Here is a 12,293-nt window from a genome sequence, read left to right as displayed (position 1 = left end):
AGGAATCCGGCCCCATGACCGATATGAACGCCATTGTCGGCACCCACGATATCTTAATGATCACACTCGATACTCTGCGCTACGATGCGGCTGTGCTGGAGGAGGCGAATTGCCCCAACCTGTGCGGCAGCGGCTCCTGGGAGCAGCGGCATACCCCCGGCAGCTTCACCTATGCGGCCCATCATGCCTTCTTCGGCGGCTTCCTGCCCACTCCGGCTAACACGAATAAGGCTGAGCATGTGCGGCTGTTCCACTCCCGGAATACCGGGCTGAAGACCCATCCCCATACCTGGCTGTTCGATACACCGGATATGGTATCGGGGCTGGCAGCGGCGGGTTATCAGACGGTGTGTATCGGGGGCGTCATCTTTTTCAGCAAAAAAGTGCCCCTCGCCCGTGTCCTCCCCGGTTACTTCCAGCACAGCTACTGGCGGATGACCTTCGGGGTCACGAACCCGCGCTCCACGGAGCATCAGGTGAATCACACGCTCAAGCTGCTCGGCAACACCCCACTGGACCAGCGGCTGTTCCTGTTCATGAATGTCTCGGCGATCCATGGCCCGAACCATATGTTTCTGCCGGGTGCGCGCAAGGATTCAGTGGACAGCCAGCGGGCTGCGCTGCGTTATGCCGATGGAGAGCTTGGGCGTCTGTTCGATGCGTTCCGGAAGCGGGGTAATCCGGTGTTCTGTCTGGCTTTTTCCGATCACGGCACAGCTTACGGCGAAGACGGCTATCAGGGCCACCGGCTCGCGCATGACACGGTATGGAATGTTCCGTACCGGGAATTTATTTTATAGGCATGGAACTGAAATTCGATCCCGCACAAGGAAGGAGAACGTATGACGTCCATCCGGCAATCGCTGCATCACATGAACCAAGACGGACACCCTCCCTTCTCCGCTGGGGAGCTTCAGCAATGGACGGAGCAGATCACCGCCCATCCTTACCGCAATTATCTCTATTCCTATCCGCACAAAACCGCTTACCGCGAGTTCGCGTCCCCCCTTCCTTTAGAGGAGCTGTGGCGGGATGAGCCTGCGGAGAGTTTTTTCTTATATATGCATATTCCGTTCTGCGGCGCGCGCTGCGGCTTCTGCAACCTGTTCACGCTGCCTGATAAAAGAGCGAATGTACACGCCGAATACGTGGATGCGCTGGAACGGCAGGCCCGGCAGTGGGCAGCCTTCACCCGTCACAAGCCTTATGCGCGCTTCGCCATCGGCGGCGGAACGCCCAGTCTTCTTGCTCCTGCGCAACTGAACCGGCTGTTCAGGATTGCTACGGATATCATGGGAGTGGATCTTGGGACCACCTCCATCTCCGTGGAGACCTCACCCGAGACACTGACGGAGGAAAAGCTGACGATTCTGAAGGAGCATACCGTGGACCGCGTCAGTATGGGCATCCAGAGCTTCGTAGCCGCCGAGTCGGCTGCGATCTACCGCCCGCAGGACCCCGAGGTGGTCTACCGTGCGCTGGAGCTGCTGGGGCAGTTTGATTTTCCCATTCTCAATCTGGATCTGATCTACGGACTCCCGGGGCAGACGGTGGACTCCTGGCTCTATTCGCTGAACCAGGCGCTATTGCATGAACCGGAGGAAATCTTCCTCTATCCGCTCTACACCCGTGAGCATACGATTGTGAAGCCGGGCGACCTGGTGAACCAGCTGGATATCCGTCACGAATGCTATGAAGCGGCACGTGCAGTGCTGGCAGAGCGTGGCTATCGCCAATACTCTATGCGCCGGTTCGCCAAGGAGGATGCCGGGACCGGCAAGAATATTCTCGACTACAGCTGCCAGGAGGAAGGGATGGTCGGCCTCGGCTGCGGCGCGCGTTCCTATACCCGGAATGTTCATTATGCCTCCCGCTATGGCGTCAGCCGCAAGGCCACGGAGAGCATTATCGCGGATTATGTTGCAGCCGAGCGTTATGATACAGCCGATTATGGCATCGTGCTGAGCCTGGACGAGCAGAAACGGCGGTTCATTCTAAAAGCAATCCTGCACAGCGAAGGACTGACAATTGCGGACTATAACCAGCGGTTCGGGACCACCCTATGGGAGGATCACCCCGAGCTTGGCCTCTTGGTACAGAGCGGGTTCGCCACGGATGATGAGGGCATTCTGCGGCTGACTCCTGATGGGCTGGGCTACTCCGATTCCATCGGTGACTGGTTCATCTCCGGCGCAATCCGCGAGCAGATGAAGGATTTCGTCCTGCCATGAAGGCAGTCCTCTACTACCGGGGTTCCCTCTCCTCCTGTAATTATGACTGCCCATACTGCCCCTTCGGCAAAACCAAAGACAGCGCCGCCACCCTCGCCAAAGACCGCGCAGGTCTTGAGACCTTCGTCCGCTGGGTAGCGGAGCAGGGGGCTGCAGGCCACCGCCTGTCTATTTTTTTCAATCCGTATGGCGAGGGCTTGACGCACCGCTGGTACCGGGATGCGCTGATCACGCTGTCCCATATGGAGCATGTGGATAAGGTCGCCATCCAGACCAATCTGTCTGCCCGGCTTGATTTCACCGCTGAACTGAACCCGGCCAAGGCAGCCTTCTGGGCAACCTATCATCCGGGTCAGGTCAGTGAGGAGCGGTTCCTGGCGCAGTGTATGAGCGTATACCGCCGGGGGATTCCTTTTAGCGTAGGCAGTGTGGGGGTGCATAGTGCCTTCCCGGCTATCTCCTCGCTGCGTGCGGCCTTGCCGGAGGACGTGTATCTGTGGGTTAACGCCTACAAGGACAAGCGGGATTATTATACGGCGGAGGATATTAGCTTCCTGAGCGGGATAGACCCGCATTTCCAGATTAATGCCATGGACTACGACAGCCTCGGCGCCAGCTGTAATGCCGGCAGCAGCGTATTCTATGTGCAAGGACCCGGCCTGGTGAAGCGCTGCTATAAGGACCGCGCGGTCATCGGCAACCTCTACCGTGACGGACTGGAGGGGCTCGCTGCCCGGCGGAGCTGCCGCATGAAGGTCTGTGACTGCTATATCGGCTATATTCATATGCCGGAGCTTGGCCTGGAGCAGATCTACGGCTCCGGCCTGCTGGAGCGGATTCCTTACGGCGCAGGGAGGACAGAGTAATGACTACTGGTAAGCTACAAGCACACAAGACCTCTGCCGGGTTAACGATTTGGCTTACCGGTCTGTCGGGAGCGGGCAAGTCTACGCTTGCCGCGCTGCTGACAGACCGGCTCCGGGAACAGGGGCAGGCGGTGGAATGGCTGGACGGCGATGAACTGCGGCGCAGCTTGGGCCGTGGACTCGGCTTCAGCCGTGAGGACCGGTTCGAGAACATCCGCCAGGCCGTCTACCTCGCCGGGATGCTGAACCGGCATGGCGTGATTACCGTGGTCTCGGTAATCAGTCCTTATGCTGAGATGCGCAGCTATGCCCGGCAGGAATTGCCGGGCTTCGTCGAGGTCTATGTGGACTGCCCGCTTCCCGTCTGTGAAGCAAGGGATGTCAAAGGGCTGTACGCCAAGGCCCGCTCCGGTGAGCTTCCGGCCTTCACCGGGATCTCAGACCCTTATGAAGCTCCGGCTGACCCGGAACTAACGCTGCACACAGCGGAGCGTACACCTGAACAGTGCATGGAAGAGCTGATCAGCTGGCTCACAGAGCATCGGCTTTATCGGCTGTGATGGAATAGGAGCATACAGAATAAGGAGGGGCATTATGCCCCTCCTTTGTTTATTTAGCGTGTATCCGGGGAATTCAAGCGCACTAATGCACCTCATTTGCTCGTTTAGTGCGCATCTGGGGAATTCAGGGGCACTTGTGCCCCTCATTCGCTCATTTAGGCCGCATCCGGGTGAATTCAGGGGCACTTGTGCACCTCATTCACTCGTTTAGCGCGCATCTGCTGCATTCAGGGGCACTAATGCACCTCATTCGCTCGTTTAGCCAGCATCCGCTGCATTCAGGGGCACATTGGGACAAATTGTATGTGAAAAACCCAATACAATAGTGTAGGTAGTTCCGTCTTATAAATCCACTCCAGATTATTTGCGCGAGTTAGATTGGCGGCGCAGGAGAATCACTGCGGCGGCTCCAAGGACTACGATTCCGGCACCTGCTCCAGCGTAAATCAGCCAAGCTGCAGAGTTTGTTTCAGGCACGGCCGTTGGATTATTTTCAGTTGTTGAGTTATTTTCAGAAACTGGAGGGTTTGCTGAGGTTGGGTTGTTACCAGAGACTGCCCCTGGATCATCAGCGATCCCGGGCGGTTCCGTGGGCGATCCCCCTGACATCCCTGCGCCAAGCTCATTCAGATCCTCTTGGGCACCAGAGAATAATGCGGTCCGGCTGCACAAGCTGACTGTAAGTTTAGTTGTCCCTCCCTTACCTTCTCCTTCCTCTCCGCCTGCATACACGATGTAGCGTTCCCCCTTGGTGAACTCGAACCCGCAGCTCGCCCCCGACGATGCCGTAGTTACAGTAACCTTCTCCCCCAATTCACCCTTCCACCGGGCTCCCACTTGAAAGGTTACTGACACCGGGTCCATACTGGACTGTATCGGCTTAACTTCCTCTTTAATCGAAACTACTGTTCCCTCAAAAACAGCTGCACTTTTCTCCATTGCTTCCAGCGGTGAAGGAGACACTACGCAAGAACAGGCATAGGTTACCTGCGGGCGTACAGTCAGCAGTGTCATGAAGACAATCAGCGTACAGAGAGTCATCAGACAGGCGCTCCGTATTTTCCTTCTCGTAACCATCAATATCACGCTCCTCATAACCCTCAGACGGAAATTTCCAGAGAAAGGTTACACACGCCCGCCATCTATTCCCCCGCCTCAATCTCCCGCGCAATGGCGGTGAGCCGCTGCATTCCCTCGCGCAGCAAGGCTTCACTGGCGAACGAGTAGCTGAGACGCAGCCAGGACTTCATCTCCCCCAGCGGATCGCAGAGCTCACCGGGAACGAAGGAGATGGATTGCTCCAGGCAACGGGCCAGCAGCTTAGCTACCGGAATACTGTCCGGCAGCTTGACCCACAGATTAAGCCCGCCCTGCGGGGTGGTCCATTCCCAGCCGGTGGCCGCAAGCTCCTCCTCCATAATCTCCTTGTGCACCTGAAGGGCAATCCGCAGCTTGCCGAGATGCTGCTGTAAGCGCGGCGAGGTGTAATAATGCAGGAAAATCTTCTGATTCAGCAGGGGCGTCCCGTTATCCGCCAAGGACTTGGCGGCGATCAGCCGCTCCATGAACGGATAACGGCAGGCCACCGCACAGATCCGTAGGCCGGGGGCCACATACTTGCTGAAGCTGCTGATATACATGACCCAGCCCTCTGTATCATAAGCGAAGAACGGCGGGGGCGGCTCCTCTAGGAAGTACATGTCACGAAACGGATCATCCTCCACGAGCAGACAGCGGTAGCGCTCTGCAAGCTCCACCAGCAGCTTGCGCTGCTTCGCCGGAATCGTATACCCCGTCGGGTTATGATGGGACGGGTTGATGTAGAACATCCGCGGCTTATTCTTACGCATCAGCTCCTCCACCGCCGCCAGATCATAGCCCTGCGGCGAGATATCCACAGCTACCAGCCGCGCCCCTGCCCGCCGAAAAATATCCAGCGCCACACTATACGTAGGCCGCTCCACCAGCACCGCATCCATCGGGCCGAGCATGATCCCGGCAATCAGATTGATGGCCTGTTGTGCACCTGAAGTAATCAGCAGCTCGCGGGCCGACAGCTGGAGCTTATACCGCTCCTCGAAATGGCTGCTCAGCGTAACACGCAGCTCTTCATCCCCTTCCACGGAGGAGTAGGTGCCCATGACCTTCGGGTAGAGATCGAATACTTTTTTGACATAATCGGACAGGAACAGGTTCGGCAGCAGCCCCGGATCAATCAAGGCCTGAGAGAACTGGTACGTGACCGGCATCCGCTGAATATCCGACATCGGGCTCCTGACCATATACCCCGGTACTGCCGCCCCTTCGTCCACCGTAGGGTCCAGCCTGCTGCCCGGGGCCACATAATAACCGGATTTGTCTTTGACATACAGCTTGCCGCTCTCGGTCAGCGCACGGTAGGCCTTGAACACTGTCAGCCGGTGAACCCCCAGCTCCTCCGCCAGCAGCCGGATTGACGGCAGCTTATCACCGGTCTTCCACTCCCCGCGCTCCATCCGGTTCAGCATGAACTCATAGACTTGGCGGAATAAGGGATTATTCTGCTCGGCACCCGCTATTTTTTTCATCAACCTGCCGCCTTTCTGCAACATATACCGGGGTCACCCCCGCTCCATCGCTCAATCTTCACTCGACACAGCTCCCTATGACGCTTGCTGACTTCTACACATCCGCGCACGCCCAGCCGCTAACTTCTCTTTGCCCTATTGTACAGCATTCCCTCCCGCAACTGTTCTACTATCTCCAATCTGTTCTGTGCCTATGAGGCTATGATTAACTGAAATCTTGTAAGAGGGTGGCACAATACCACCGCAAAGGGGAACTGAACCATGATTCTGTTAGCTTATTCACTTGTCTGTCTGATCTTCGGCACTACCTTCCTGGCCATCAAAATCGGCGTAGACGCCGGAGCGCCGCCATTCTTCTCTGCGGGTCTGCGTTTTTTCACGGCGGGTGCGGTGCTGTTCCTGTTCATGGTTCTGCGGGGCAAAGCCCGCTTCTCCCTGCTGCTGCGAAAGGAAATGCTGCTCACGGGAGCAGCCCTGACCTTCGGCACCTTCGCCGCGCTCTATTGGGCGGAACAATATGTATCCTCCGGGCTTGCTGCCGTATTGTCAGCCACCGGACCGATGATGATTCTGCTGATGCAGACGGCTGTTCTGCGGCAAAAAGCTCCCGCCTACTCCCTGCTCGGCTGTATTATCGGGTTCACTGGAGTCCTGCTGCTGGTGCTGCCCAGCCTGGCGGCTGACGTTACTCCGCTCTGGCTGATCGGCTGTGTGGTGGTGCTGATTGGGGAACTCTGCTACGCGGCGGGGGCGATCTATTCCAAAAAAGTAATCACCACCTTCTCCGCCGAGTCCCCCGTGGCTCTGAACGCTGCCCAGATGATGTACGGCGGGGCGCTGCTGTTCATCATCTCCCTGTTCACAGAGCCGCTGCACCCGTCCTTCCTGTTGTCATTCAAGACCGCAGGTTCCCTGCTCTACCTGACCGTTGTCGGCTCCATGATCGGACATACCCTGTTCTACTGGCTTGTCTCCAAGACGAATCCGGTTTTTCCATCCACCTGGCTGTATATCTCTCCGCCGATTGCCGTCGGGGTAGGCTTCCTGTTCTATAACGAGACCGTGACCTGGGTAACGCTGCTTGGCGTGTTCACGATTATATTAGGAACCATCCTTGTGAATGCCGGCGCACTGAAGCAGCTGTTCTTCAAGCCTAAACCGGTAATACCCGTTCTGCCAAAAGCAAGCGTTGAACCCCTGGTTCAGGAGTAACTGCTGCGCTTCTCCCCGAACACAAACAGCCTGCACCCTGACTTAAAGGGATGCAGGCTGTTCTGTTATTTTCACAAGCTTCACCTCATCACTCAAGCTTTATAACTCTACTGCATTTTTCAGTCACATATTGATCATGAGTAACGATTATAATCGTTTTCCCTTCGTCATTAAGATCCTTTAGAATCCTCATAATCTCATTTCTATTCTCCGCATCTAACGAGCCTGTAGGTTCATCCGCTAATATTATCTCGGAAGGTTTTAATAGAATTCTTGCGATAGCAACCCTTTGCTGCTCTCCACCCGAAAGTTCATGTATTTTTTGTTTAAGTGAAATTTCTAGACCCATCCGCTCCAGTACAGCCAATTTCATTTTTCGTTTTTCTTTCTTTCCTACATTAGAATACATAAGTGGTATTTCCAAGTTATACTCAACGGTTTCATTATCAATTAATGCATAATTTTGAAACAGATACGAGATCTTTGTCCGGAGAAGCCTGTTTCTACGGAGGGGACCAATTCTCTGATCTTTCTCGTCAAACAATTTGATCCTGCCGCTATCAGGTTTTTCAAGTAACCCAAGGATATTCAATAGGGTCGTCTTCCCCGAACCGCTTTTCCCCGTAATAGCTACCATCTCCCCTTTTGAGACGGTCATATTGATATTATCTATGACTTTATGATTATTATACTTTTTACATATATCAACAAGCTCACATATAGTATTCATATCTTTAATTCCCCCCCTTTAAAACTTTCACTTTGTTTTTCTTTTCTATGAGTAAAATCGCTACGGAAGAAGCTATAAAATCGAACAATAGCAGAATAGCTGCAACTATAAGCATTCTAGGCTCAATTCCTTTATCCATGACACCACAGATCACTATTTGGACTAACCATACGAGTGAGAATAAAATGGCGTATTCCTTATAAGTTTTGAAAAACCCTGTACCAAATAATCTTCGAACTATAAGCTTATGCTGGTTTTTGTTGAAATAAATTATAATATTCTGAGTTGAAAGCAATATGAACCCTGACACCAGTCCCACAATAGTAAGGAGGCTTTCCTTCATTGATTTTTGCTTTTGATAAATTTCCTCTAAAATATATTGATCAATCGTAACCAAGTGTTTTAAATTATCATCCACTTTCAATTCTTTAAACTTTGGCTCCAGCGTTTTATACGTTAACAGCGGATCTCTGTTCATCAGCTTTATTTTCAACGGATCTCCCGGTCCCCGCCCTAATATGGAATCTCTGTCTGTGAGCACACTGTTGGACTCGGTTACAACCTCAATAATGGGATCAACTATCACATTGTTCTCAGAAGGAAATACTTTCGGATTAAAACTAAATATCCTTTGATTATTACTAATCCACTTGATGTCAATTTTTTGATTTTGGATCCGATCAGGAATCACCTTTTTGTAAAACTCCTGATCATTTCCCATATTATTTTTTCTCATTTGTAGAAAGAAACTTACAATCTCTTCTTCCTTGTCCCGATATTTTTCAGGCACCAACAACACCCAGTCGCTAATATCCTCAGAGATTTGCACAGCCTCATTATTGATATCAAAAACCGGAAACTCTTGCAGGTAGTTATTGTTTGCCTTTATAGAACGTATTCCTTTCCAATTCCTGTCTAAAAGAAGCTGATCCTCCTCATAACTTTGGGTTTCTATTAATATAGCCCCCATCTTATTCAGCAAGAAATAAAGCTCATCATGCGAAGTTAATTCAAATAAGGAATCCCTTCCAAATATTCTATCTCCGTCGTAGCCATTGTTTACCGGATAAAGTACTCCGTAGTCCTTACTATGCTCCCAATTTTTCAACTCATGCTGCTTATCATTAATAGATGTATATTCCGACCATGTTGAAAGTCCTACTAAGACCAAAAGGATGGAACAACCAATCTTGATAAGCATATTTAACACAAAGATAGGATTGGTGTATTTGTAATGTTTGATAATACTAATGATCTTAATCCTCATAATATACAAATGTGAAACTAGGGAAAGGATGATCAGTAGAAGAAAAACTTTAAGCTGGTTTGAAATCACTGTGTATATAAATATGTAAGATGTATTTTTTACTAAAAGGGCAAGAAGAAATGAAACGGTTACAGAAAATATAAACACAGAGGTTATAAGTTTTCCTACCAGCACAAACCATACACGAATATTTGATACGCCATGCATTTTCAATATTCCTATTCTTCTGGACTCATTGAATAAGTAATAGATAAGTAAAACTACTGCACATCCATAAATGGCATAGCTTAAATAGGTTAAAATGGTGATCCAGGGAAAGGTAACCATGTGCATTTCATCACCATTTGAATCTTTTACAAAATCCTCAGCAGTAAAAATACTATCATTTTTGTTATAATACTTATTCGCCTTATCCACAAATAGGTTTATAAAATCATTAAAAGCTTTGTCGTCAGCTGCTTCTGCATAGTATGTTCCTTGAACAGGAAAAATCTCATAAGATGATTTTAACGGCTTTATGCTGATTCTGTTGTTATCTCCGAAATCTCTAATTTCACCAATCTGATGACTACCTTCTAAATGAACTGTGGATAAATAGAAATTAGTTTGTTTGGTGTCTGCTTGTGTTAGATATCTTCCCTGGGTAAGCTTAAAATGATTAAAAAGATCTGTGCTGGCTGTCAGCAATATATATTTAAAAATCTCTACTTCATCGTTCTCTTTATAATTAATACCGGCCCGTAAAATATTCACTTTGGAAGCTTCTGCTGCTGAAGCTAATATCGGGTAAACCTCCTCAGGGCTTGCAAGTCCGGGTAAATTCGGAATTACAAATTCCTTGCCCACGGTTTGTTCTATATTCTTAACCTTCTCAAATTCTTCATAATCCGTTCGAAGATATGCAGTATAATAAGAAAACAAAAATGCCGCTACTAGAAATAGTAAGGATATTTTTTTCAAGTTCAACAATCTCCTTATAAGAAAAAAGTGTGATACTCCATTTCAAAAGTGGAATATCACATCATTTTAATGATGACTTTTATCTAAATCCCAATTATTTTTTATAAACATCCCAGTATGCATATCCTGTGCTGCTTTTGTTACCATAGATCTCGGATTTAGCTGTGGTTTTTGCATATTTCCAACCACTTGTATGAGATTCACTTCCTAATTTGGTCGAAGCTTTATGCGACAACTCAGAATGGTCATATTGTGACCATACATGCTTTTGATTTCCAACTTTTTCAGTTCCGTAGTTCCAGGTTCCGCCACCCACACTTGTACTTGCAAACGGAGTAATCATTGCATTGGTTAATTTTACAGAACCGCTTGTTGCTCCATTTGCACTGGCAGCCATGGCTGGTGTTAGTGATGATAAGGTAAGTACTCCTGCTATTACTATTGAACTTAATGTATGTTTTTTGATCATTTATGAACCTCTCCTTATAAATTTTTGAGTTTACACAGATAAAGTTAAAATGTAAAATGCTACATAGGTTCTTAGATACCCACCCAATCCAAAACTTTCTCAGGGTCAAGATATGGGGGTATATAGGAGCCTTTTTTCCATATTCGGCGGTCTAATATTTTCCATGGTTCTTCTCACCTCCTTTCATTATCAATAAAACTAAATTATAAATAAAAGAAATGATATGTTATATCATTCCATTTTTTCCTTTCAACAAGCTTAACACACCAAATTTTGTTATTCAATACTTTGGTGTCTAATCATGGGCAAAAACATCATTTCATGTTATATCAGACAATAGCGAATTCCCCGGTTCAGTTACGATCCACATCACAAAACAAGGGCTTCCCTAAAGTCCGGCAGGACTTCGGGAAACCCTTGTCTTTCATCATTCTATGCCCATGCGTCACCCGCTGTTCATTCGCCGCTTAACGGGTGCGCCCGTGGTTTCTGAGCAGCTCGCTGTTATCCTTCGCCTTCTCATCAACAAAGCTGCCGGGCCGGGCTTCTTCCTGTCTGGCGGCTTCCCGGGCCTGCTGTTCCTCCCGATCGGCGAGCCTGCGTTCCGCGGTATGATCCGGGATCTTATCGATGCCGTTACGCGTGCCGGAATACAGATCTCCTGTCATTCCCGGCCGTTTCATATCCTCCACTGCGCTTCGCTCCGGGAGATCATGCTCCGTGGCTGAATTCATCGTGTCCAGCCCGGTATCATGTCTGCCTTCCAGACCTGAGCCATTGAACGCCGCATCCACCGCATCTGTTACGGAGTCCCGAGGAGCATTCATTTCTGCAGCTGTTCCGGCAGTCCCCGCATCCCTCATATAGCGGTCAGCATTCGCCGAATTATGGTTGCGGAATACAGTGTATACGTCCTTTTCGCGGGAGATATCTGCATCCACCATGACCAAAATGCGGCCTTCGTCCACATCGTTGTCATAGCTCGCAGCTTCATCCTCCGGAATGCCCAGTCCGATCAGCCCGCCGACCAGACCACCCGTTCCAGCCCCTACCGCAACGCCTGTTAAGGTGGCTGCAATCGGCCCCGCTGCGATAATCGGCCCGATTCCCGGAATCGCCAGAGCGCCGATGCCTGCCAGCAGTCCGGTCACACCACCAAGGATACCGCCGGTCGCCGCCCCGGATGCCATACCCTCCGGCACCTTCGTCCCGGTCTCATCATTGATCGCTTCCACATCGCGTTTATTTCTCGCTATCACTGAGATATCCTCTGTCAGAAAGCCGTGCGCCTTCAAGTCTTCAATAGCCCGTGAAGCTTCATGCTCTGTATGGAACACACCTACAATTTTCTTATTCATAACGATTCCCTCCTGGTAGCTGATTTAGATTGTTAATGGTTTGACTCTCGCTTTACTTTCACATCCCTTACTT

At 50.3% G+C, this 12,293-nt stretch carries 10 protein-coding genes and 1 pseudogene; 5 read left to right on the top strand and 6 right to left on the bottom strand.

All coding sequences use genetic code 11. The features are described from left to right. Nucleotides 1-14 precede the first annotated feature (14 nt). The 4 genes from MKY12_RS03920 to cysC all read left to right on the top strand — a co-directional run bounded on the left by MKY12_RS03920 (nt 15) and on the right by cysC (nt 3,657). On the top strand, nt 15-800 hold the full coding sequence (locus MKY12_RS03920; RefSeq protein ID WP_339312990.1) for an STM4013/SEN3800 family hydrolase: 786 nt from the start codon (nt 15-17) through the stop codon (nt 798-800). A 72-nt stretch (nt 801-872) separates the two neighbouring features. Further along, nucleotides 873-2,231 (top strand): STM4012 family radical SAM protein, encoded by a 1,359-nt coding sequence (locus tag MKY12_RS03915; protein WP_339314768.1) that lies wholly within the window; start codon nt 873-875, stop codon nt 2,229-2,231. Further along, nucleotides 2,228-3,097, top strand: coding sequence for an STM4011 family radical SAM protein (locus tag MKY12_RS03910; protein WP_339312989.1), 870 nt, complete (start codon nt 2,228-2,230; stop codon nt 3,095-3,097). Before MKY12_RS03915 ends, MKY12_RS03910 begins: the two co-directional genes overlap by 4 nt. Then, entirely contained in the window at nt 3,097-3,657 is a 561-nt protein-coding gene (gene cysC / locus MKY12_RS03905; protein ID WP_339312988.1) for an adenylyl-sulfate kinase, read from the top strand. Before MKY12_RS03910 ends, cysC begins: the two co-directional genes overlap by 1 nt. A gap of 360 nt (nt 3,658-4,017) precedes the next feature. Here the strand turns inward: cysC and MKY12_RS03900 are convergent, their stop codons facing one another. Together MKY12_RS03900 and MKY12_RS03895 are read right to left on the bottom strand one after the other, a co-directional pair. Beyond that, nucleotides 4,018-4,734, bottom strand: coding sequence for a hypothetical protein (locus MKY12_RS03900; RefSeq protein ID WP_339312987.1), 717 nt, complete (start codon nt 4,732-4,734; stop codon nt 4,018-4,020). A gap of 65 nt (nt 4,735-4,799) precedes the next feature. Next, a complete protein-coding gene (locus tag MKY12_RS03895) occupies nt 4,800-6,224 on the bottom strand; it encodes a PLP-dependent aminotransferase family protein (protein WP_339312986.1) in 1,425 nt (474 codons plus the stop codon). A 261-nt stretch (nt 6,225-6,485) separates the two neighbouring features. Between MKY12_RS03895 and MKY12_RS03890 the strand changes: the two genes are divergently transcribed. Continuing rightward, nucleotides 6,486-7,436, top strand: coding sequence for an EamA family transporter (locus tag MKY12_RS03890; protein WP_339312985.1), 951 nt, complete (start codon nt 6,486-6,488; stop codon nt 7,434-7,436). Nucleotides 7,437-7,524: 88 nt separating this feature from the next. Here MKY12_RS03890 and MKY12_RS03885 read toward each other — a convergent pair whose 3' ends face one another. From MKY12_RS03885 to MKY12_RS03870, 4 genes and pseudogenes are all read right to left on the bottom strand, one after another. Beyond that, nucleotides 7,525-8,166: an ABC transporter ATP-binding protein gene (locus MKY12_RS03885; protein ID WP_339312984.1), complete on the bottom strand. Its 642-nt coding sequence runs from the start codon at nt 8,164-8,166 to the stop codon at nt 7,525-7,527. A 4-nt stretch (nt 8,167-8,170) separates the two neighbouring features. Then, nucleotides 8,171-10,393, bottom strand: coding sequence for a DUF1430 domain-containing protein (locus MKY12_RS03880; protein ID WP_339312983.1), 2,223 nt, complete (start codon nt 10,391-10,393; stop codon nt 8,171-8,173). A gap of 94 nt (nt 10,394-10,487) precedes the next feature. Next, complete coding sequence (locus tag MKY12_RS03875) at nt 10,488-10,862, bottom strand: lactococcin 972 family bacteriocin (protein WP_339312982.1); 375 nt, start codon at nt 10,860-10,862, stop codon at nt 10,488-10,490. 863 nt (nt 10,863-11,725) lie between these two features. After that, nucleotides 11,726-12,220, bottom strand: a pseudogene (locus MKY12_RS03870) (general stress protein); the annotation flags it as partial. Between the last annotated feature and the right edge of the window lie 73 nt (nt 12,221-12,293).

The sequence above is a fragment of the Paenibacillus sp. FSL M7-0896 genome (genome assembly GCF_037975415.1).
Classification (GTDB): Bacteria; Bacillota; Bacilli; order Paenibacillales; family Paenibacillaceae; genus Paenibacillus_AQ; species Paenibacillus_AQ silagei.
This window is presented reverse-complemented; position numbering and strand designations above follow the sequence as displayed.